General features: G+C 52.0%; 14 protein-coding genes and 1 tRNA gene. 6 read left to right on the top strand and 9 right to left on the bottom strand.

Annotated elements, in window-relative coordinates; genetic code table 11:
- Nucleotides 1-22 precede the first annotated feature (22 nt).
- Complete coding sequence (gene metH / locus BFO_RS03705; RefSeq protein WP_014224271.1) at nt 23-3712, bottom strand: methionine synthase; 3690 nt, start codon at nt 3710-3712, stop codon at nt 23-25.
- A gap of 81 nt (nt 3713-3793) precedes the next feature.
- Between metH and BFO_RS03700 the strand changes: the two genes are divergently transcribed.
- On the top strand, nt 3794-6088 hold the full coding sequence (locus tag BFO_RS03700) for a cation:proton antiporter (RefSeq protein WP_014224270.1): 2295 nt from the start codon (nt 3794-3796) through the stop codon (nt 6086-6088).
- Between the two features lie 671 nt (nt 6089-6759).
- Here BFO_RS03700 and BFO_RS03695 read toward each other — a convergent pair.
- Both BFO_RS03695 and BFO_RS03690 read right to left on the bottom strand, forming a co-directional pair.
- Nucleotides 6760-7038 (bottom strand): type II toxin-antitoxin system RelE/ParE family toxin, encoded by a 279-nt coding sequence (locus BFO_RS03695; protein ID WP_014224269.1) that lies wholly within the window; start codon nt 7036-7038, stop codon nt 6760-6762.
- Entirely contained in the window at nt 7038-7238 is a 201-nt protein-coding gene (locus tag BFO_RS03690; RefSeq protein ID WP_014224268.1) for an adenine nucleotide alpha hydrolase family protein, read from the bottom strand. The genes BFO_RS03695 and BFO_RS03690 overlap by 1 nt, the downstream gene beginning before the upstream one ends.
- 453 nt (nt 7239-7691) lie before the next feature.
- Here BFO_RS03690 and BFO_RS15480 point away from each other — a divergent pair, with 453 nt between their 5' ends.
- Nucleotides 7692-7904, top strand: a complete 213-nt coding sequence (locus BFO_RS15480; RefSeq protein ID WP_014224267.1) for a hypothetical protein — start codon at nt 7692-7694, stop codon at nt 7902-7904.
- A 109-nt stretch (nt 7905-8013) separates the two neighbouring features.
- Nucleotides 8014-8241, top strand: coding sequence for a hypothetical protein (locus BFO_RS15475; RefSeq protein ID WP_157755283.1), 228 nt, complete (start codon nt 8014-8016; stop codon nt 8239-8241).
- A gap of 273 nt (nt 8242-8514) precedes the next feature.
- On the opposite strand, the gene BFO_RS14345 is transcribed toward BFO_RS15475, so the two are convergent.
- The 4 genes from BFO_RS14345 to BFO_RS03670 all read right to left on the bottom strand — a co-directional run bounded on the left by BFO_RS14345 (nt 8515) and on the right by BFO_RS03670 (nt 16723).
- The gene (locus BFO_RS14345; protein WP_014224266.1) at nt 8515-11793 is read right to left on the bottom strand and encodes a leucine-rich repeat protein; all 3279 of its coding nucleotides are present in this window, start codon (nt 11791-11793) and stop codon (nt 8515-8517) included.
- A 1494-nt stretch (nt 11794-13287) separates the two neighbouring features.
- Nucleotides 13288-14400, bottom strand: a complete 1113-nt coding sequence (locus BFO_RS03680) for an IS4-like element IS421 family transposase (protein ID WP_001300563.1) — start codon at nt 14398-14400, stop codon at nt 13288-13290.
- A gap of 604 nt (nt 14401-15004) precedes the next feature.
- Nucleotides 15005-15229, bottom strand: a complete 225-nt coding sequence (locus BFO_RS03675; protein WP_041590645.1) for a DUF4469 domain-containing protein — start codon at nt 15227-15229, stop codon at nt 15005-15007.
- A gap of 729 nt (nt 15230-15958) precedes the next feature.
- Complete coding sequence (locus BFO_RS03670; RefSeq protein ID WP_014224262.1) at nt 15959-16723, bottom strand: RNA methyltransferase; 765 nt, start codon at nt 16721-16723, stop codon at nt 15959-15961.
- Nucleotides 16724-16798: 75 nt separating this feature from the next.
- Between BFO_RS03670 and tamL the strand changes: the two genes are divergently transcribed.
- From tamL to BFO_RS03655, 3 genes are all read left to right on the top strand, one after another.
- Nucleotides 16799-19150, top strand: a complete 2352-nt coding sequence (gene tamL / locus BFO_RS03665) for a translocation and assembly module lipoprotein TamL (protein WP_014224261.1) — start codon at nt 16799-16801, stop codon at nt 19148-19150.
- Nucleotides 19151-19244: 94 nt separating this feature from the next.
- On the top strand, nt 19245-20096 hold the full coding sequence (locus tag BFO_RS03660) for a hypothetical protein (protein ID WP_014224260.1): 852 nt from the start codon (nt 19245-19247) through the stop codon (nt 20094-20096).
- Nucleotides 20097-20182: 86 nt separating this feature from the next.
- Nucleotides 20183-20256 (top strand) — tRNA-Arg (locus tag BFO_RS03655).
- A 136-nt stretch (nt 20257-20392) separates the two neighbouring features.
- Here BFO_RS03655 and leuB read toward each other — a convergent pair.
- Both leuB and BFO_RS03645 read right to left on the bottom strand, forming a co-directional pair.
- On the bottom strand, nt 20393-21466 hold the full coding sequence (gene leuB / locus BFO_RS03650) for a 3-isopropylmalate dehydrogenase (RefSeq protein ID WP_014224259.1): 1074 nt from the start codon (nt 21464-21466) through the stop codon (nt 20393-20395).
- 60 nt (nt 21467-21526) lie between these two features.
- The gene (locus BFO_RS03645; protein ID WP_014224258.1) at nt 21527-23107 is read right to left on the bottom strand and encodes an alpha-isopropylmalate synthase regulatory domain-containing protein; all 1581 of its coding nucleotides are present in this window, start codon (nt 23105-23107) and stop codon (nt 21527-21529) included.
- Nucleotides 23108-23136 lie beyond the last annotated feature (29 nt).

Below are 23136 nucleotides of genomic sequence, written 5' to 3'. Positions count from 1 at the left end.
GGATTGGGTTTTTCCGTTTCCTTCATTCCGTTACTTTCCCCAGAAATTTCCTGATATGTTCGACTGTCTCACCCCGGCGAGCCGTATAATCTGTCAGCTGGTCCTCTCCGATGCGACCGATCATGAAGTAACGAGATTCGGGATGTGCAAAATAGAAGCCTGCCACGGACGACGTGGGTGAGAGCGCTCCGTTCTCGGTGATGGCGATCCCGATGCGGTCGACTCCGATCAATCGGTCTAAACTGAATATCAATCCCTGATCGGGAAGGGAAGGGTATCCCACAGCCGGCCGGATGCCTCGATAATGGGCGCGAAACATCTCGTCGACGGAAAGCTCTTCGTCCGGTACATATCCCCAATATTCACGACGCACTTTCGTATGCAGATATTCGGCGGATGCTTCGGCCAGCCGGTCGGAGAGAGTCTGGAGCAACATCAGGTGATAACTGTCTTCTTCCTGTTCATACCGTGCACGCAACTCTTCCATGCAATCACCAGCCGTTACCGCAAATACACCGACATAATCGTTCCGTCCTTCCGAAGCCGGCATGACATAATCGGCTAATGAGAGGCACTGTCCTTTGTCGTTCGGCAACTGTTGGCGCAAGACAGGGATGACTGTGTCGGCAATGCGGATATTGTCGCCTTCGCTTGCCGATGGAAAAATCTCATAAAGAGCCTTACAGCAAGCGTTTCCTGCTATCAGCCGCTTCAAGAGAGCCTGTGCATCGTTATAGAGTTTAAGCGCTTCTTTCGCCTTGGCACGTTCCGCCTCCGGACGTTTTTCGAGCCACGCAGCACGGCATGCCGGGCAGTCATGCAGTTGCATCAGATCGTCGTAACGGCCGGTTATCCGCCATGCCGTAAAGAGGAATACCCAGTTGATGTACGGCACAATTTCGGCCACAGGGATGGCGAGCAGCTGTAAGCCTTTCTTCTTCGGTTCGGCAGGCGTATAGTTCGCCCAATCCGTCTGTAACTTGAGCTTCTGTGCCTCGGCATACGGCAAGAGGGGTTTTACCTCCTCGTTCGATTTGGCTTGACGCAGACGCTCGTATTCATCCGTCAGTTCACTCACATATGCATCATGCGTGGCGGGGTTGAGCAGCTTGGCGGCAATCAGTGGATTTTGCGAGGCATCAACGACATGAATCACGGGATGGTCGTAATGCGGTGCTATTTTCAGTGCGGTATGCAGCTTCGAGGTGGTGGCGCCACCAATCATAATCGGGGTAGAGAAGCCGGCCTTCTGCATCTCGTCGGTTACGTGTACCATCTCTTCGAGCGACGGGGTAATCAGTCCCGACAGGCAGAGCAGGTCGGGCTTTTCGTTACGTACCGTTTCGATGATTTTTTCCGCCGGCACCATCACGCCGAGGTCGATCACTTCGTAATTATTACATGTCAGTACAATAGAGACGATGTTTTTGCCGATGTCGTGCACATCGCCTTTAACGGTGGCAAAGACGACCTTGCCGGCTTTGGCCGCACCGGACGATGTTTTTTGCGCTTCGATGGCCGGCTGAAGGATGGCGACGGCTTTCTTCATCGTACGTGCCGTTTTCACGACTTGCGGCAGGAACATTTTTCCCGCACCGAACAATTTGCCGACGCGGTTCATCCCGTTCATCAGCGGCCCGTCGATAATGGCAACGGCTTGTCCGTACCGTTGCAGAGCTTCCTTCAGGTCTGTTTCAAGGAAATCGCCGATTCCTTTCAGCAACGCGTATTCGAGTCGTTCGTCGAGCGACCGGTCGCGCCATGCGTCATGTGTCTTTTCCTGCTCGCCGGAGGCCTGCTCGATATGACTCTGTGCATAGGCAATCAGTTCTTCGGCCGCCTCGGGACGACGTGCCAAGATCACATCTTCGAGGAGGTTCCGGAACGATGGTTCAATATCTTCGTACGTGACCGATGCCGACGGGTTCACGATCCCCATATCCATACCTTCGCGAATGGCGTGATAGAGAAAGACGGAGTGCATGGCTTCGCGCACATAGTTGTTTCCGCGGAATGAGAACGAGAGGTTACTTACGCCGCCACTTACCTTCGCTCCGGGCAGATGTTTTTTGATCCATTCTACAGAGCGGATAAAGTCGAGACCGTAGCCGTTATGCTCGGGCATACCGGTCGCGATAGCCAGCACGTTCGGGTCGAAGATGATGTCCTGTGGAGGAAACCCGATTTTTTCGGTCAGCAGACGGTAAGCGCGTTCACAGACTTCGATTTTGCGTTCGAAAACGTCTGCCTGTCCCTGCTCGTCGAACGCCATCACAACGGTTGCCGCCCCTAATTGCCGTATCCTCGCGGCACGTATCAGAAACTCTTCTTCTCCTTCTTTTAGACTGATGGAGTTGACGATGCTTTTACCCTGCACACACATGAGCCCTTCTTCGATGACTTGCCATTTAGATGAGTCGATCATCACGGGCACACGTGAGATGTCGGGCTCGGAGGCGATCAGGTTGAGGAATGTTTTCATCTCTTCTACGGCATCGAGCAGTCCGTCGTCCATGTTGATGTCGAGCACTTGCGCGCCGTCTTCAACCTGTTTGCGGGCGATGGTCAGCGCCTCTTCGTAATTCTTCTCCTTGATCAGGCGGAGGAACTTGCGTGAACCGGCCACGTTACAGCGTTCGCCGATATTCAGGAAGTTGTTTTCCGGCTTGACTTCCAACAGTTCGAGCCCGGAGAGCCAAAGCGCATCCGGTGGAGGTACGGGCATGTGCGGACGTGCATGGAGGATGAGTTCGGAATATTGGGCAATGTGCTCGGGGGTTGTCCCGCAACATCCCCCGACGATATTTACCAGTCCCTCGTCGATGAAGTCTTTGATTTGCGCAGCCATCTTCTCCGGGGTCTCGTCGTATCGTCCGAACTGGTTAGGTAGACCGGCGTTCGGATAAGCGCTGATAAAGTATGGGGCAATGTCGCCCAGCTCTTTGAGGTACGGTTTCATATCGGCTGCTCCGAATGAGCAGTTCAGCCCGATGCTCATCAGTGGAATATGCTGGACGGAGGCCAGAAAAGCAGCGAGTGTTTGACCGGAGAATGTACGTCCTCCCTGTCCGGACAAAGTCAGGGAAAGCATAATGGGACGTTCCCGGTTTGGGGTGCGCATCACGTCCAATGCAGCTTCGAGGCCGGCTTTTACGTTCAGCGTATCGAACGTTGTTTCAAAGAGGATCAGGTCTACGCCACCGTCGATCAGCGCCTCTACTTGTTCATGGTAAGCTCGGAACAAATCCATGTATGAGACGGCTCGGAAAGCCGGATCACTCACATCGGGGCTCATCGAGGCGGTTTTATTTGTCGGTCCGAGCGATCCGGCCACGAAAATGGAACGTTCGGGATGTTCGTTCATGTAGTCGTCGGCCAGTTGGCGTGTGAGTCGTCCGGCTGCAAGATTCATCTCACGCACGAGAGAGGCCATGCCATAGTCATCCATCGAAATGGCGTTGGCATTAAACGTATTGGTAGTGAAGATATCGACACCCGCGTCGAGATATTGCCGATGTATCGAACGGATGACTTCGGGGCGCGTGATGTTGAGCAGGTCGTTATTGCCTTTGAGCGCTCCGGTGAAATTGGCAAACTGTTCGCCACGGTAATCCGCTTCGGTCAGTTTAAAGCCTTGTATCATCGTCCCCATCCCTCCGTCGAGGATCAGGATGCGCTCGTCAAGTAATTGTTGTATCGTTTTTTTCGTCATGAATATGCTGTATTCTGAAGTATGCAAAAGTACGGAATTTGGAAATTATCGTGTACATTTGTCCTAAAATAGCATCCGTCGATGAAAAAAGGAGCGAAAAGTTTCACGTTTTATGCGTTGATGATTTTGGTTTTCGGGTCGTTGATGTATGTCGTCATCCGCGAAGGCGAAAGCCATCAGAGGGTGACGGAGGCAGTTGTGCAGGCGGATGCGCCGAGGAATCTGGCTGAGGGGTTTACCGTTTTTCTGCAACTGGTGTCTGAGCATGTTCACTCTTCGTTCGGATTGTTGTTGCTGCAAATCATTGTCATTCTGATTACATGCCGCATTGTCGGAGTGCTTTTCAAGAAGATCGGACAGCCGATGGTGATCGGTGAGATTTTGGCGGGAATCATTCTGGGGCCGTCTGTGCTCGGGCATTTCACACCGGAGTTTTCACAGTTCCTGTTTCCCAAAGAATCGTTATCGAACATCAACCTGTTCAGTCAGTTCGGACTGATGCTTTTCATGTACACCATCGGGATGGAATTAGACATGGGAGTGGTACGCAAGAAATTGCGGGAGACGATGATGATCAGTTATACGTGCATGTTGATGTCGTTCTTCCTCGGCATGCTGGCCGCCTATCTTGTCTATGACCGGTATGCCGATCAGCATACGCCTTTTCTGCCTTTTGCCCTGTTCATCGGCATCACGATGAGTATTACGGCTTTCCCAGTGCTGGCACGCATCATTCAGGAGCATCGTCTGACGCGTACCCATCTGGGCACGGTGGCGCTGGCCAGCGCAGCCAATGGCGATGTTACGGCGTGGTGTCTGCTGGCTATCGTGGTGGCAGTGGCACAGGCCGGTACGATGCTGAGCGCAGTTTATAATATCGTTTCCGCAGCCGTGTACATCCTGATGATGTTTACTGTTGTACGTCCGCTGTTGCGGATGGTCGGCAACTTGTATCATAACAAGGAAGTGGTGAGTAAACCGCTCGTGATGCTGATGTTCCTGCTCTTGCTGATGTCTTCTTATCTAACCGAAATCTTGGGTTTGCATGCGCTGTTCGGCGCCTTTGTCACAGGATTGGTAATGCCGGAGAATTTGCGTTTCCGGAAAATTATGACGGAAAAGGTCGAAGATATATCACTTGTGCTGTTCCTTCCGCTGTTTTTCGCATCGACAGGGTTGCGTACCGAAATCGGGCTGATTGATTCGCCCGACATGTGGCTGACCTGCCTGCTCTTCATCGCTTTTTCGACTGTTGGCAAGTTCGGTGGCGCGTTGCTCTCGGCACGATTCGAGCACGAAAGCTGGAAAAACAGCTTCTCGCTCGGAGCGTTGATGAACACGCATGGACTGATGGAGCTGATTGCGCTTACCATCGGATATGAGATGAAAATCCTCCCGCCACCCATCTTCGTGATGTTAATTTTGATGACGCTTGTCACCACGTTTATGACGACTCCGCTCCTGAAGTTCATCCATCTTTGCTTCCGCACGGGTGAGAAGATCAAACAGCAACGGATGGAGCAGTTTAAAGAAGGACGGTTTAAGGTGCTGCTCTCTTTCGGGCGGGCAGGCAACGGACAGATTATGCTTGATGTGGCGCATCAGATGTTCTCGCAGGGTAAGGACAAACTTGATCTGACGGCATTGCACCTGACGGTCGGGTCGGATATCAACCCGCTGCATACCGATAATTTTGAGCGTGTCAGTTTCGGTCCCATCCTCTACGAGGCGCGCAAACTGAATATGCAGATACATACGCGTTATGAAGTGGCGGATCATGCGAGCGAATCCATCGTCCGTATCGTCAATGACGAGCCGTTCGACTTCCTGCTTGTGGGCGCCGGTATCTCGATGAGCAACCTCTCGTCCGATATGGATGCACGGAGTATCCAAAAGTCGTTCTTCGGAATCTTCAAGAAACTCAAGGTGCAAGACCTGTTCTCGCCCGGATCGCTGATTCACGATAAAACGAAGGAATTCATTGAGCGGAGTCACTCGTCGGTGGGGGTCTTCATCAACCGAGGGTTCGTACAGGCGAACCATATCCTAATCCTTATCAATTCGTCGGACGATCTGATCCTGCTCGACTACGTGCGCGTGCTGTTGCGGTCGACGCATGGCACGGTCAGCCTTCTGAACCGGACGAATTTCGTCTCCGACCCAAGCGACCACATCGTCCGTACCCTGACTGATTTCACGAACGAGACGGAGAATGCGCACATACTGCCCGAAAAGAACGTGATGAGCGAATCGTTCAGCGATCATGATTTTATGCTCGTCAGCTATACGGCGTGGAACATTATTTCGGAAGAATGCAAAGACGCCCTTCAGGATATGCCCTCCACACTGATCATCCACCATCGGGAAAAGGTGTAAATCGTTTTGCGTTCTTTGCGGTAAAGAATAAATCGCAAGGATTGTAAGGTTTCAGTCAGCGTTCAGCCGTCAGCATTCAGCCCCCTCTGCGCTCGGATTCCGTGTACCCGGCATAACAATTAACCATTGACCATTAACCATTAATTTGTCATTCAGAGCGTCAGCGAAGAATCTCTTCCCTTTCCCCTGCGAGATTCCTCACGGTGTTCGGAATGACAAACACAGTTATTTGCGTTGATTTGCGCCCATTTACGAAATTCGCGTTCGGATATTGCCGACACCACACAAAAAAAGGGCGAACACTGAGGTTCGCCCCTACACGGCATACCACACGCTGTTTGCTGATGGCTGACCGCACCGCATTCCCCCTTTGAAGGGATAACATCCCCCCTTCGCTTTCGCTCTTTCCCCCCTTTGAAGGGGGGAGGGGGGATGTTCCTCTGCGTTCGGATTCCGTGTACCCGGCATAACAATTAACCATTGACAATTAACAATTGAATTACGTCAGGCTTTCAGCCCTCCGCTGAGGGGGTCGCTCTTTCCCCAACACTTCGCTGCGCTCCACATTGGGCTGAATTAACGCGCCCTTTCAGGGCTCTTCTCTAATGGTTAATTGTCAATGGTTATGCGTGGTACATATTGTAGAGACGCAAACCTTGGCAACACGGCGGTTAGAACAGGTCGGCATGGCTGCCGGTTCTGACGAGATTGAGGATGTGCAGTTCACCGGAATCCTCCTTTTCGTATACCAGAAGCCAGTCCGGATGGATGTGACACTCTCGCAACCCTGCAAATTCACCGCTGAGCGCATGGTCGCACCTTTCCGGTGGTAAGGCTCTATCCTCAGCCAGCGACAGAATGACCTCGTTAAGGTCTTCCTCCGACAATCTGCGTTTACGGGCACGCTTCAAGTCGCGCTTGTATTGCCCTGTATAGACAATCTGTCGCATTATTTGACGCTGTCGAGATACTCATTGAAATCCTTGCAGTGCGTTACTTTGCCTTGGCGCAGTTCACGCATTGCCCGGCGGGTAGCCTCGATGCCGTCATCTACGGAGTCGGGGGCGATAAGTCCCAACTCACGAAGATAATTGACCAGACTGCGGCCTTCCTGCGTCTGCTCATTGATATGGATAGTATAAGTTGCCATTCTCTTGCCTCCTGATTACTTTTCTCTTGTTTCAGTGCAAACTTACAACTTTTCCATCAATCGTCCAAGCGTAAGACGTATTTTCCCTTTCCGTCGTGTGTCAATAAGTCAAAGAGTGTTTGAGGTTTTTCTCGTCCCCAATGCTTTATTCAGTTGCCAGCAGTCAGCCCTGCAAATTCCCCCTTGGAAGGGGTAACATCCCCCTTCGCTTCGCTCTTCCCCCTTGGAAGGGGGGGATGGGGGATGTATATGTCGGCGTTATGACGGGCGAACACAAGGTTCGCCCCTACAAATTAATTTGTCAATGGTTATTTTCTAAATACATGATTCGGCGTGTACCACGCATAACCATTAACCATTAACCATTGACAATTAACCATTAATTTGTCATTCAGAGCACTCTTTTCTGTTACTTTTGGCTTGACCCAAAAGTAACCAAAAGGTCAAGGCTTCGTGCGCTTCACACGCCCTCGCGACGCTCGCAGGTCGGAAAATCAGGTAACTCGCTTCGCTTCGGACAGCCTGATTTTCTTTCGCCCTGCTCGCTGCTTCGTCGGCTCACCGCCCGAGGCCGAAGGGACGAACGCCGAGGGCGTTCGAGGCGAGATTCCTCACGATGTTCGGAATGACAAAGGGTGGCGTTCGGATTCCGTGTACCACGCATAACAATTAACCATTGACAATTAACAATTAATTTGTCATTCAGAGCGTCAGCGAAGAATCTCTTTCTGTTACTTTTGGCTTGACCCAAAAGTAACCAAAAGGTCAAGGCTTCGTGCGCTTCACACGCCTTCGCGACGCTTGCAGGTCGGAAAATCAGGTAACTTGCTTCGCTTCGGACAGCCTGATTTTCTTTCGCCCTGCTCGCTGCTCCGTCGGCTCACCGCCCGAGGCCGAAGGGACGAACGCCGAGGGCGTTCGAGGCGAGATTCCTCACTACGTTCGGAATGACAAAGGGTGGGGCAGAATGACAAACACAGTTATTAACACGGCGATAATATAACGTTATTTTTATTTTGACAAAAATATATTAGTCAGACATTTAATAGTTTCAAAAATCACAAAATAGTCCCGTCGGGTTAATATTTGCGTCCATTCGCGCCTATTTGCGAAATTTGCGTTCGGATAAACCCGACGCCACACAAAAAAAGGGCGAACACAAGGTTCGCCCCTACATTGACAACATTAATTACTGTTGACTACTCTTCACTTTTCACTCTTCACTTTTCACTCTTCGTTTTTCGTTTTTCACTCTTCACTTTTCGTTTTTCACTCTTCACTTTATAAGAATTTTGGTTACCCGTTCTCCTACGCGCACCACATACATGCCCGAGGACAGCGGAAGAACATGATCGCCGGCGGAGGCGTTCATCGTGCGAACGAGCGAACCTACTACATTATATATATGTACCGTCTCGGCCTTGGGCAGGGTGAGGTGCAGCGCGCCGTCGGCGGCGTAGACGCGCAGGCCGTCGATCGTTTGATTGGCCACGGTGTGAGTGAACGTGAACGGCACCGTGATGTTTTGCAGCGCGTATCCTGCCGTAGGCGTGAACGTGAGGTTACGCAGCGCAGCTTTGTAGCTGCCTTTCGACGTGCCGGGCGCGGCCGTGCAGGCGAACGTCAGCAGGTTGCGTTTCTCCATCGTGCTGCCTGAGCGCAGACCGTTGGGTTTCATCTCCACGCGTTTGCCGGTCACGGTGACGGCATAGCCGGCAGCCAGCGACGCATCGGGCGCGGTCTTCTTGGCGTCGAGGGCAAAGCCTTCGGGCAGATCGACGTCGAACGAGAGCGTAAAGTCGGCATCGGAGGGTGCCACTAAGGCCAATCGTAACGTGTTATCGCCTCCCGACGTGACGGAAACCATCTGTTCGGCCGGTACGACGCGCACGCGGCAGGCCGTCTGCTGTCCGCCGACGTTGGCCACGACGGTAATATCGGCCCGTCCGGGCGCGAGGGCGGTGACGGTACCGTCTCTGCTCACGGTCGCGATGTCATTGTTCGAGGAATACCATTTCACGTCGCGATGGATATCCGCGTCTTTGGGATAGGCCGTTACGACGAGGCGTTGCGAGGCGCCTGCGGGCAGCGTAAGTTCCGTATAATCGAGCGCGACGAAGGCGGGCCCGGGTTTGGGGTTTTGCGTGACGGTAACCGTTTCTTTCAGCGCGCCGGAGACGAAGAAGATATTAGCCGTGCGGGGCTGCTCGTCTTCGTAGGCCGGGGCGGTGACGGTGATTGTGCCGTTGCCTGTGCCCGAAGTGGCCGAGAGGGTGATCCACGACGCGTCGCATTGGGCGGTCCACGGCCGATTAGCCGTAACGGTCAGCGCCTTATCTTCGCCGTCAAAGGTAAACGTGAGTGTGGCGGGCGTTACCGAGAGCGTGGGAGAAAAAGCTACCTGCGTCACCGCGACCGTAACCGGCGTGGCGGGGCCGCTGCCGTCTTCAAACACGAAATCGAGCGTGGCCGTGCGTGCCGCGGTAATGCCGTTCGCATTTTTGGCCTTCACCGTCAGCGTCGTGTCCGGGCTTTCGGAGACGATCGTTATGCCGTCGCCGCCTGCAAACTCGAGCCACGTCTGCGCTGCGGCGGGGATGGTAGCCTTCCACTTCTTATTGCCCTGCACCTTGATCTGCTTCGTGCTGCCGGCAGTCCAGGCCATCGGCGCGGCGTCGGTCAGGGCGGCGGACAAGGTGGGCGGCGTCTCCTGAATATCGAAATCCTTCCACACGTTCTTCGCTTTGTAGGTATCGACCATGCCCTCGGGCACGTACAGCGTAACGTCCGAGAGTGTGACGTCGTCAAAGACATTCGCTTGGATGTTGGGGATCGATCCGGCATCCTTCCACGCTACGGTGACGTCCGTCAGCTTGTGGCAATTTATAAAGGCATACTCTCCGATCGTGGCGACGCTCTTCGGGAGGGTGATGCTTGGCAGCACCTGGAAACCCGCGAAGGCATTCTTCCCGATCTTGGTGACGCCCTCTGCAAGGGTTAGGGTTCGCGCCTTATTCATGAAAGCATTCCAAGGCCGATCATTCGGGTAGTTATAGTCCGGTATCTCGCCCGCACCGGTGATGGAGAGCGTCTTGGTTTCGTCGTCGTACGCCCAGTGCAGCCCCGTGCTGAGGTCACCCCCTGCAGTCTTTCCAGCCATGATGAAGAACTTTTTCCACACATCCTTCGCGCGGTACATCTCCGCGGTACCGGCGGGCACGTGCAGCACTTTAGACTGGTGATCAGAGGGGGAGAAAAAGACATACTCTAACTCTGAGATGGCAGGGATGAATCTGGCCTCCGTCCACCCCACGGTGACACCCCCCAGCGCTTGGCAATAGAGAAAGGCTCGCTCTTTGATCGTGGTGACGCTCTTCGGGATGGTGATGCTTAGCAGCTTCTCGCAACCCATAAAAGCTTTCTCCCCGATTGTTTCAAGGCCGCTCTCCGGGAGCGTGACGCTTGTCATCGCCTCGCAACCCGTAAAGGCCTTATTTCCGATGCTGGTCACACCGGCTTCGATCACTACGGTTTTGATTTTCTTCTCCCGGAGATCCTTCCAAGGCTGATCGTTAAAGTCGGCAAAGTCCGGCATCGACTTGGGCGTCCCGGGGTTGGGATTGGAGATGGTGAGGGTGCGGGTGGCGTCGTCGTACTCCCAGTGCAGGCCGGTGCTGAGGTCGCCCCACGGCTGCTCCACGATGGTGAATTCTTTCCATACGTCCTTCCCTTGGTAAGCCTCCCCCGTGCCAGCGGGCACATGCAGCTTGATATTCCCCGGATTGAGATAATCAAAGACATTCGACTGGATGACGGGGATGGAGGTCGCGTCTGGCCAGGACGCGGTCACGTCCTTCAGCGCTACGCAGTAGGCAAAGGCCAGCTCTCCGATCGTGTTCACACTCTTCGGGATCGTGAGGCTGGCGAGCTTCTCGCACCCATAAAAGGCGTTCTCTCCGATCGTGCCGAGCTGCGCGTCAGCGGGCAGCGTGACGCTTGCCAGCTTCCAGCAATTAGTAAAGGCGCCATCTCCGATCGTGGTTACGCTCTTAGGGATCGTGACGTGCGTCAGCGCAAGGCATTCCCCAAAGGCGTTCCGTTCGATCGTTTGGAGCCCCTCGGGCAGCGTGATGCTGGCCAGCGCCCCGCATTCCCCAAAGGCGCCATCTCCGAGCCTTTCGAGGCCGGCGGGCAGCGTGATGTTTGTCAGCTTCTCGCAAGCGTGAAAGGCATTATCCCCAATCGTTTGGACACCCGCCGGGAGGGTAACGCTTGTCAGCACGGCGCAATTCCTAAAGGCGTGCGCCCCGACGCTCGTCACGCCGGCCTCGATCACGATTTTCTCTATCGGGTTCGTGGTCTTCTCCCAAGGCGGCCGCGTCGTGAGCGTGAAGTCCGGCATGGCGCCCGTTCCGGTGATGGAAAGGGTTTTGGTACCGGCATCGTAGTTCCAGTTCAGCGGTCCGGTGGTTCCGCTGTTTTGCGCCGCAGCGCCCAGGGTCGTCAACAATAAGAAGAGACCCGTCATCCATAAAGTAAACATTTTCTTTTTCATTGTTTTCTACAATTTGATATTAATAAACATTTTTCGTTAGTCACTATTCGTTATTCGTTTCTTTTGTTGTTCAGAGCGTTCTTTCCGTTACTTTTGGCTTGACCCAAAAGTTACCCAAAGGTCAAGGCTTCGTGCGCTTCGCTTCGCTCTTCCCCCCTTTGAAGGGATAACATCCCCCCTTCGCTTCGCTCTTTCTCCCCTTTGAAGGGGGGGGAGGGGGGGATGTCCCTCTGCGTTCGGATTCCGTGTACCCGGCATAACAATTAACCATTGACAATTGACAATTACTTTTGTCATTCAGAGCGTAAGCGAAGAATCTCTTTCCTCTTCCTCGCGAGATTCCTCACTGCGTTCGGAATGACAAAGGGGGCATCCAAATCCATATTTATTCAGGCTTTCAGCCCTCCGCCGAGGGGGTCGCCCTTTTTTCCCAACGCTTCGCTTTGCTGCACATTGGGCTGAATTAATACGCCCTTTCAGGGCTGTTTTTCAATTGTTATGCGTGGTACACGCCAAATCATGTATCCGGCATAACCATTAACCATTGACAATTAACAATTACTTTGTCATTCAGAGCGTAAGCGAAGAATCTCTTTCCTCTTCCTCGCGAGATTCCTCACTGCGTTCGGAATGACAGAGGCGGTTATTTGCGTTGATTCGCGCCATTTGCGAAATTCGCGTTCGGTCTTTTGTCATTCAGAGCGCTCTTTCCGTTACTTTTGGCTTGACCCAAAAGTAACCAAAAAGTCAAGGCTTCGTGCGCTTCACACGCCTTCGCTACGCTCGCGGGTCGGAAAATCAGGTAACTCGCTTCGCTCGGACAGCCTGATTTTCTTTCGCCCTGCTCGCTGCTTCGTCGGCTCACCGCCCGAGGCCCATCGACGAAATTAATTGACAATTAACCATTAATTTGTCATTCAGAGCGTAAGCGACGAATCTCTTTCCTTTTCTCCGCGAGATTCCTCACGGTGTTCGGAATGACAAAGGCGGTTATTTGCGTTGATTCGCGCCATTTGCGAAATTCGCGTTCGGTCTTTTGTCATTCAGAGCGTAAGCGACGAATCTCTTTCCTTTTCTCCGCGAGATTCCTCACGGTGTTCGGAATGACAAAGGGTGGCGTTCGGATAACCACGCATAACAATTAACCATTGACAATTAACAATTAAATTACGTCAGGCTTTCAGCCCTCCGCCGAGGGGGTCGCCCTGTTTTCCCAACGCTTCGCTTCGCTACGCATTGGGCTGAATTATTACGCCCTTTCAGGGCTCTTACAGCTGTCAGCAATCAGCCCCCTTGCATTCCCCTTTTGAAGGGAGAACATCCCATAAGCGCTAACTTAAGGGTTGAACCATCTGAAGAATGCGACGCCTCGGTGCCTCGTTAAGACGATGCCTCGCGTTCTTCAATTGCGTTTTGTAGGCTGTCAGGGATACTGTCCCACGAATGGCCACCTGTAAGCTCCAGATGACCATTTTTGTTATTCTCCACAACGAGTTAGTTCTTCTTTTCGGATCCGGCACTTCTGGGGGGGAAATCCAGCGATGGCTGGATTATGTCGTCAATTAAAAATGCGGCGAGTAGATTAGCAAATATCCACGCTTTCGCGAGTTCAGGTTCCTTTGCACGCAAAGCATCCAGGTGCAGCAAACTTTTGAGCCGCTTAAAAGCCAGTTCAATTTGCCATCGCAGACGGTAACAATCAGCCACTTGCTCTGCTGAATATTCATCTTCCGGTAATGATGTTAGCAATAGCACATGGCCCGCTGCTTCCAGCGTTTCCGCCTGAACTACTCGTCCTTTTCGACGATTCTCGCTGAGCAGTCGGGTTTTACTGATTAATGCTTTTTCGGGAGGAAGTGATACGGCAATGAGACGTGCCGGAAAGGGAGCTCCGGCTTTTTTATTACCTGAATTGCCTATCATTACAGTGGTTTCACCGTTCTTACCGCAATCCAGCCCGCGCAGAAAACCCATCATGTCAAAGCGCATTCCTTCTGCAGTTAACCAGCGCAATCCTCGCCAGTGAACCCGGACGATATAATCAGCTTCTCCAAAAGCAAGTGAGCGGATACATTCGGGACGCGAACCGAATCCCCGGTCAGCAATGCGTATCTCGTCTGCCGTTTGCGCAAATCGGTCCAGCCGTTCAGCGTCTCTGCTGTCGGTTAGCTCAAAATCAGTGAACTGACAGGTATGAGGATCATATCCCATATGTAGTCGCCATTCAGCGCTGCCGCCCCCGGGCGCACTGATTGCTGTTCCATCGACAAGACGCAATCTCTTTCCGCTTGTACAACCCGTAACTGCGGCGCGTACAGCAAGTGTTTGTGCGGCAAGTATGCCAAACCAGTCGGCGGCATTCCGCAGCCGCTTCAGGAGAGCCACGTCAGATAATGTTGCAACGTCATGGAGCTGAGCCCATGCAGTGACTTCACGTAATGACATCCCCCCGGGGCCGTAAGCCAGCCCCAGACGTAGCAGAGTTGCAGCATCACGAATTTCGCGGCGGCGGGTTAGAGCCCCGGCATTACGTGCCGAAGTATCCAGTTCTTCGGGCTTACCAATATGGGCCAGAATTGCTGACCAGTTATCGTGAGAGTAATTCATCGGCACGTTAAATCATATCAGGCGTAATACCACAACCCTTAAGTTAGCGCTTATGGGAGAACATCCCCGCTTTGCTTCCGCATTCCCCCCTTTGAAGGGGGGCTGGGGGGGATGTTTCTCTGCGTTCTGACATTTGTCATTCAGAGCGTAAGCGAAGAATCTCTTTCTTTTTCTCCGCGAGATTCCTCACGGTGTTCGGAATGACAAAGGGTGGCGTTCGGATTCCGTGTACCACGCATAACAATTAACCATTGACAATTAACAACTGAATTACGTCAGGCTTTCAGCCCTCCGCCGAGGGGGTCGCCCTTTTTTCCCAACGCTTCGCATTGGGCTGAATTAATACGCCCTTTCAGGGCTCTTACAGCTGTCAGCAATCAGCCAACAACTCAACGCCTCAACAACTCAACAACTCAACACCCCGAAGGGGTTAGCTCGCATGGGCACAAGGGCTGAAAGCCCGGTATATTTCAGCCCCATCCCGCAAGGGTGGGGTATCGATTCCCATACCCCGCTTTGAGGGCTGCAAGCCTGACATAATTTGACAGGTACGTATGCGCCGCCCTAATACGTGCTTATTAGACGCCCTAATATGCCGGACTGATTATTTAACCGTTAATGTCTTCTCGAACACGCTTGTTCGAGGTTCTTTCAACCATTGCTTCCCCATCGAATACTGCGTCGTTACTTCCAACTGGTACGTCCCGGCGGGGAGGGCGGGGATGATGATCATCAGCTCCGAGGGGTTGTTGACCACGATGTCGCCTTCGTCGACTTTGGTGGCGGCCGAATGACAGATGTCGGCCGCGAGAAAAACTGTCTTTTTCATAATCGCTTTGTTTTTATGATGAAAAGATACGCAACGTCCGTTGCTCCGCATGTGACATACGGAGACATAAGGAGTTATTATGTAGGTGTTAATAAATGTAAATAGGGGGGGGTAAATTGAGGCGTTATCGTTCGGGTGTCAGGGTGCGAGACACGGTTCGTCGCGGCGTGCGCGTCCGTCCGTAGCGTTATCGATAGTGTCTGTCTGCCTCTGCCTTTCATTGACCGTTCCTGTTTATTTGTTCTTTACGGTGCAAAGATATAACAATTTTTTTTTTAAATGAAAAGAGGGATATTTTTTCCGTTACTTTTGGCTTGACCCAAAAAGTAACCCAAAGGTCAAGGCTTCGCACGCCTTCGCGACGCTTGCAGGTCGGAAAATCAGGTAACTCGCTTGGCTCGGACAGCCTGATTTTCTTTCGCCCTGCTCGCTGCTTCGTCGGCTCACCGCCCGAGGCCCATGGACGAAATAAATTGTCAATGGTTATTTTCTAAATACATGATTCGGCGTGTACCCGGCATAACAATTAACCATTGACAATTAACAATTAATTTGTCATTCAGAGCGTAAGCGAAGAATCTCTTTCTTTTACTCCGCGGGATTCCTCACGGTGTTCGGAATGACAAAGGCGGTTATTCGCGCCATTTGCGAAATTTGCGTTCGGATAACCCAACCCCAAAGGGCGAACACAGGGGTTCGCCCCTACATTAACCACCTTTTCCTGTCATATCATAAAACAGGCGATTGTATCGCTTGTCGCCGAAATTCGGCACAAACGACGGCAGCGGCGACAGCCACATTCAATGATTCCGCACATTCGTGTCCTTCGGGGAAGTTGGGGATAAAAAGTCGTTCGTTAATCTGCATTTCGACAGCCGGTCGGATGCCGTTCCCTTCATTACCCATCACGAGAATGCCGTTAGGCGACAATTTCTTCCGATACAGGTTCTCACCGTCGAGGAACGTGCCGTAACACGGTGTCCGGTATTGTTTAAGGTATTCGACGAGATCGGTATAGTGGATCTGCACATGAGCCAATGCTCCCATCGTAGCCTGTACGGCCTTCGGGCCGAAAGCGTCGGCCGTATCCGTACTGCAAACGACGTGTGCGATACCGAACCAGTCGGCCAGCCGGATGATTGTGCCCAGATTGCCGGGGTCTTGAATACCGTCGAGGGCAAGGATGAGTTGTGAGTTTGGATCAGCTTCGTCGAGCCGGTATGTGGGTCGGCTGAAAACGGCCAGTACCTCCTGAGGTGTCTTTAGCAGACTGATCTTACGCATTTCGTCGTCACGGACTTCGATTACTTCGCCGGTACGTAAGTCAGGTTGCACCTCGACCCACGACGAGCGGGCTGCCAGCCATTTGCATTCGAAAGCCTTCATCAAGTCCGTCACCAATTTGTTACCCTCTGCCACAAACAATTGTTGCGCATCCCGGTACTTCTTCATCTCCAGCGCACGTACCTGTTTCATTTTTGATTTACTCAACATGCCGCATCATTTTTAGGAACTCAAAAATACGTCAAATAATTTATTTCGCGTACATTTGTGCAGCTAAAAGACGATATGAGCCGATATGTCTACCTGATTCTGTGTATAAGCCTTGTTGCATGTTGCTGGTCATGCAGCACAACAAAGTATGTGGGAGATGATGAATATTTATTGGATAAAGTAGACCTTTCGGTCGATGACCGTCGCATTAAAGCGGACGACCTCCGGTCGTATCTCCGTCAACAGCCCAACTATAAAGTGTTCGGTATCTTGAAATGGCCGCTGTATGTCTATAGTTGGTCGGGACGAAACGAGAAGCGATGGTTCAACAAACTGTTGCGTCGCATCGGAGAGCCTCCTGAGATTCTTGACACAACCCTTGTCGGGCCGTCGCGTGACGAACTTCACCGGTACATGATCAACAAAGGATTCATACGTGCCGATGTTCATTACGCCATTGATACGTCTAAATATAAAAAAGCAACCGTGCATTATACGATCACTGCCGGCGAACCTTACCGAATCCGGGAATACCGCACGAGGGTGAACGACGCACGTATCGACAGTATCCTTCACTTGAAAGTTTCGAAGGTATCGTGGTTGAAAGGGCTGTTCCGTCCAGCTTCCGAAGAATACACGCCATTGGTACAGCCCGGCAATCTTTTCGATCGCGACGTGCTCGATCAGGAACGGCAACGTATCACCATGTTGCTGCGCCGACGCGGGTACTATGCTTTTAATCGCGATTATATTTATTTCCGGGCAGACAGTCTACAAAATCAACAACTCGTCGACCTTGACTTGCATCTCAAACCCTTCCGTTCGGTTATGCCCTCCGATTCGACCAAAGAACGTCCTCACCGGCGTTATTACCTGAATAAGGTGAGCGTTGTGACAGGCTATGACCCCTTATCACAGGAATATACGCACATCGTACCGGTCGACTCCGTATGGAAACGCAACGTATGGATTTACCACAGTACCCGAAAGCATCGCCTACGGCCCAGGGTCCTTGCGCGCTGCTGCTACCTTTTGCCCGGACAGCTGTACAGCGACCGCAATATGGAACTGACCTACTCCGCGTTTGCCAATCTGGGAGCCATGCGCCATGTCAATATCCGCTACGATGAACGCGAGGAAAACGACACACTCAAACTCGACTGTACCATCCTTACCGCTCCGGCCCAAACACAAGGTTTCGGCATCGAAATAGAAGGAACCAACTCGAGTGGGGATCTGGGCTTCGCATCGAGCCTGAACTATCAGCATCGTAATCTGTTCGGTGGTTCGGAGCTCTTTACGGCTAAAGTACGGGGAGCTTATGAAGCGCTATCGGGCGGGAACAGTCAGGCCGGATGGGGGAGCTATTGGGAATTTGCCGGCGAAGCATCCATGCTTTTTCCTACATTCGTTTTCCCGTTTACAAGTTACGACTTCCGCCGAAAAGTACGTGCCACAACCGAATTTAAATTCAGCTACGACCAGCAGCACCGACCGGAATACCGGCGTGCCATCCTTTCCGGTGGCTGGAACTATATCTGGCAGAACCGGACGAATAATCTGGCCCGTCATACGTTTAAATTGCTCGATGTAGACTATATCTATATGCTTCATGTCGATACGGCATTTCGCAATACCTTGCCGGAAATCACGGCCAAATACAACTATTCCGACCTGTTCATCGTCAGCTCAGGCTATACATACTCGTTTAATAACTACGACCCGATGAAACGCGGGCGAAGTACTTACTCGCTGCGTTTGTCTGTCGAACTGGCAGGGAATATTCTGTACGGATTATCGAACTTGTTGAATAAAAAAGATGCCGACGGCCGTTACAAACTCTTCGGCACACATTATTCGCAATTCGTCAAAGGTGATATCGATTTTGCACGAAGCCTGACGATCGACAATCGCAACTCTTTCGCCTTCCACCTCGGTGCCGGCATCGGTTATCCTTATGGAAACAGCAAGGAACTGCCCTTCACCCGTCGGTATTTTGCCGGTGGCGCGAACAGCAACCGCGGCTGGTCGGTACGTTCGCTGGGACCCGGAAGCATGCCTGTCACCGATGCTACGACGTTCGTCAACCAGGTAGGCGACCTCCGCCTTGATGCGAATCTGGAATATCGTACTAAACTGTTTTGGAAAATCGAGTTAGCCGCCTATATTGATGCCGGCAATATCTGGACTATCCGAAAATACGACTATCAACCTCAAGGGAATTTTGATCTTACCCGCTTTTATAAAGAAATCGCTCTTTCGTACGGATTAGGAGTGAGACTTGACTTCGATTATTTTCTGATTCGTCTTGACACGGGAATGAAAGCCTACAACCCGCAGGAAATCGGCCATCGCAAATGGGCCATTACTCGCCCCAACCTGACCGATCGGTTTGCATGGCATTTTGCCGTCGGATATCCGTTCTGATTCCTTAAATAAAAAGAAAAAAACAAGCATTTATTCTTTAAGTTCCTAAGTGTATTGTTTTTTTATTATTTTTGCATCGTATAAAAACAAAAATATGAGCATATACCACTTACAGAATGCATGGAAAAGTTTCCGGGTTTTCTTCCTGTTCGTTGGCATGGCAGGATGTGAAGTGCACACTTCCGACCTGATTGAGATCGATGAACACGGGAACAGAATCAATAATAACGGAATTCATATCGAGACGTCGCTGCTTAGCGTCGGTATGAAAGCGTATGCGCTCGATTCCGTTTACACCGAATTGATGCTGGAACAACAGAAAACAGGGAGAGTAAAGATCGTGGGATTTCGCAAGGGAATGATCGGTGAAGACCGAAAGCACATCTCGTGGGATAAGAAACATCCGCGAATCCGGTATGGATACGATTATACGTACTACGATAAAGCATATGAGTATAAAATCCTGTCGCTCGAAGATCACGGATTCGTTGAAGATATGGAAGTCTGGAAAGACAGCAATCTGTATGTTCAGTTAAGATATCATTATGATCAGGGCGGATATTTATCGAGAGTCGAGATTTTGAATAAACGGTCTGTCATTCACTTTCGGTATGATTATCTGAATGCCCGGAAACGTTCGAACAGCATTACGATCATTGAAGAGCCGGAAGGGCGTTATTATACCGTCCAGCTTTCGTCCCGAAAGATCGAGAATAAAGGTTATGTCTGCAATGTGCTGCGCTATGCCGGGTCGCCGTTGACGAATGAAGTGATCATCAATCCGGATTTGTATTATCTGGGTATTTACGGTACTCCTGTCAAGTATCTTCCGGATGTTCCGATCGAGAGCGGTTCATACAGGGATACCAAAGGAGACATTCAAGGGGTGTACTCCCGTGTGGGGCGTTACCGGTATTTCTACGAAGACCAAGATAAAAAGCGTTAAAAAATGCGATCTTTCCGAAGGTCATTCAAGTTTTATTCTTTTGGCAGAAAAAAAACCTTTCCTATCTTTGCAACCGCAAAAAACAGGGTTCCGTAGCTCAGCTGGATAGAGCAACAGCCTTCTAAGCTGTGGGTCGTGCGTTCGAATCGCACCGGAATCACTTCCCTGAGTAAAGGTGACTTTCCTAACGGGCGGGCTTTTTTTCTGTTCGCGCGTCATGCCGTTGGCGTGCCACAAGGCACGCGCGCCGGCCATGCGGCGTCCCTGCATAGAGGTGGCGCTGTTCGGTTTTTCATTCATGCCTCTTCTGCGATGTATCGGGTTATCCATTTGCCTACCTCACTTGTGGTGTAGGCTTTTCCGCCGTCGGCAAGGTCTTCGGTTACGATGCCCGCATTGATGGAGTCGTTTACCGCGCGACGGATCAGCGTGCCCTCCTCCATCCGGTCGAAACCGTATTCGAACATGAGTGCGGCCGAGAGAATCATGGCCAGCGGATTGGCGATGTTCTTGCCTGCCGCCTGCGGATACGACCCGTGAATCGGTTCGAAGAGCGACGTGTGCAGTCCGATCGAGGCCGAAGGCAGCAGTCCGATCGATCCGGTGATGACCGAGGCCTCATCGGTGAGGATATCGCCGAAAAGGTTTTCGGTAACGAGCACGTCGAAACTCTTCGGCCACTGGATGATGCGCATGGCGGCATTGTCCACGAAGAGGTAATCGGTTTCGATGTCGGGGTACTGCGGCGCGATCTCCTGCGCGATTTGCCGCCACAAGCGTGAGGTAGCGATCACGTTCGCCTTATCCACCACGGTTACTTTTTTGCGCCGCTGCGCGGCAAACTTGTAAGCCAGATGCAGGATGCGTTCTACCTCTTCGCGGGTGTAAACGCAGGTGTCATAGGCCGTATTGCCGTCTTCGCTCCGTCCCTGCGGACGACCGAAGTACATGCCGCCGGTAAGCTCGCGGATGCATACGAAATCGGCTCCGGAGACGAGGTCGGCACGGAGCGGCGATTTGTGGACCAGCGAAGGAAAAGTCATCACGGGGCGGATGTTTCCGTACAGTCCCAATTGCTTGCGCATACGAAGCAAACCCTGCTCGGGGCGCACCTTGGCTTTGGGATCGTTGTCGAATTTGGGATGGCCGATTGCGCCAAAAAGCACCGCGTCGGACTGCATGCACAGAGCGTGCGTTTCCGGCGGATAGGGATCGCCCACGGCATCGATAGCACACGCGCCCACCATGGCCTCTTCGTACGATAATTCATGTCCGAACCGATCGCAAACGGCCTGCGTTACGTGCAACGCCTGCGCCATGATTTCGGGGCCTATGCCGTCACCGGCTAATACTGCTATATTGATTTTCATTGTTGTATAAAATTGCTGATATCTGATTTTTTACTTCTTATTATTTCTGATTTTTTTCCCTTACGGCAACTGCATATGGTTGATGACGGGGATATTTCCTTTCTCAATCATGTTGAGCATCTTCATGGTCGCTTTGATGGCGGCAGCCGTCTGATCGACATCCAGTCCCCTCGTTTTGAAAACTTTTCCGTCGAACTTCCAGGTGATAATCGTTTGCACGTAAGCGTTCGTTTTTCCGCCCGGAGGGATGACCACCACGTAATCGAGCAATTCGGGGGTCGGCTTGTCGAGGCTTTTGTAAATCTTGTACATCGCTTTTGAAAACGCGTGGTACTGTCCTTCGCCCGCAGCCGACTGTTCGTAAACCTGCCCTCCGATAGAGAGTTTCACGGTAGCCGTAGGACGCATCCCCTCAGTAAGCATCAGCGAATAGTTGAGTATCTTGATACTCTGGTTCTCAATACCGTTTTTCAGGATGTCGGAGACGATGTAGGGAAGTTCGTCGGGGCTGACCAGCTCTTTCTTATCACCCAATTCGATAATGTGGGCGGTTATTTTTTTCGCCGCCTCGTCGTCCACCTCGATGCCCAAGGCTTCGAGGTTTTTGAGGATATTGGCTTTGCCCGAATTTTTCCCCAGCGCATATTCGCGCGAGCGGCCGAAACGCTCCGGTGCCAGATCGTTGAAATAGAGGTTCTTCTTTTTATCGCCGTCAGCATGTACACCGGCAACCTGCGTGAAGACGTTATCGCCGATGACCGGTTTGTTGTTGGGAATACGCACGCCGGAATAGCTCTCCACCACTTTGCTCATGCTGTAGAGTTTGTCTTCGGCAATGTTCGTTTTGAACTTCAACTGGTCGTGGATCAGCGCCGTTACACTGGTAATCGGCGCATTTCCGGCACGTTCGCCCAAACCGTTGACGGTTACATGCACGCCGTGCACACCGGCTTTTACCGCTTCGAAGACGTTGGCCACCGCCAGATCGTAATCGTTGTGGGCATGAAAATCGAAGTGCAGATCGGGATAGCGGTTCACCATCGTTTCACAGAACTCTTTTGTCTCCGAAGGATTTAAGACGCCCAAGGTGTCGGGCAACATATAGCGGGCGATGGGCTGGTGCCGGAGCTCGTCCATCATTTCAAAGACGTACGCCTGCGAGTCTCGCATCCCGTTCGACCAGTCTTCAAGGTAGATGTTTACGGTCATTCCGCGGCTTTTGGCATCGGCAATGACCGACCGGATATCGGCCAGATGTTCGTTCACCGTCTTCCGGAGCTGATGCGTGCAGTGATTCTCAGAGCCTTTGCAAAGCAGATTCACCACGTTGCATCCGGTGGCGGCAATCCAGTCGAGCGACGCTTTTCCGTCCACAAATCCCAGAATTTCAATCCGGTCGATGTGTCCGTTTTTCTTTGCCCACTGGGCTATTTTTTGTACCGAAGCGAATTCCCCCTCCGATACGCGTGCCGAGGCGATCTCTACCCGGTCGACGTGCAGCTCTTCGAGGAGCAGACGAACGATGCTCACCTTCTCTTCGGCCGCGAACGAGACGCCCGAGGTCTGCTCGCCGTCGCGCAGTGTGGTGTCCATGATTTCGATTTTCCTCGGCGAGGACTCGAACGGTTGTGAATGATTCATTGTTGTCATTGTTTTTATGCTTATTCGTG

Origin of the sequence: Tannerella forsythia 92A2, assembly GCF_000238215.1 — a bacterium.
In the GTDB taxonomy this organism is placed as follows: domain Bacteria; phylum Bacteroidota; class Bacteroidia; order Bacteroidales; family Tannerellaceae; genus Tannerella; species Tannerella forsythia.
The sequence above is the reverse complement of the archived record's forward strand: the minus strand, read 5'-3'. Positions and strand labels throughout refer to the sequence as shown.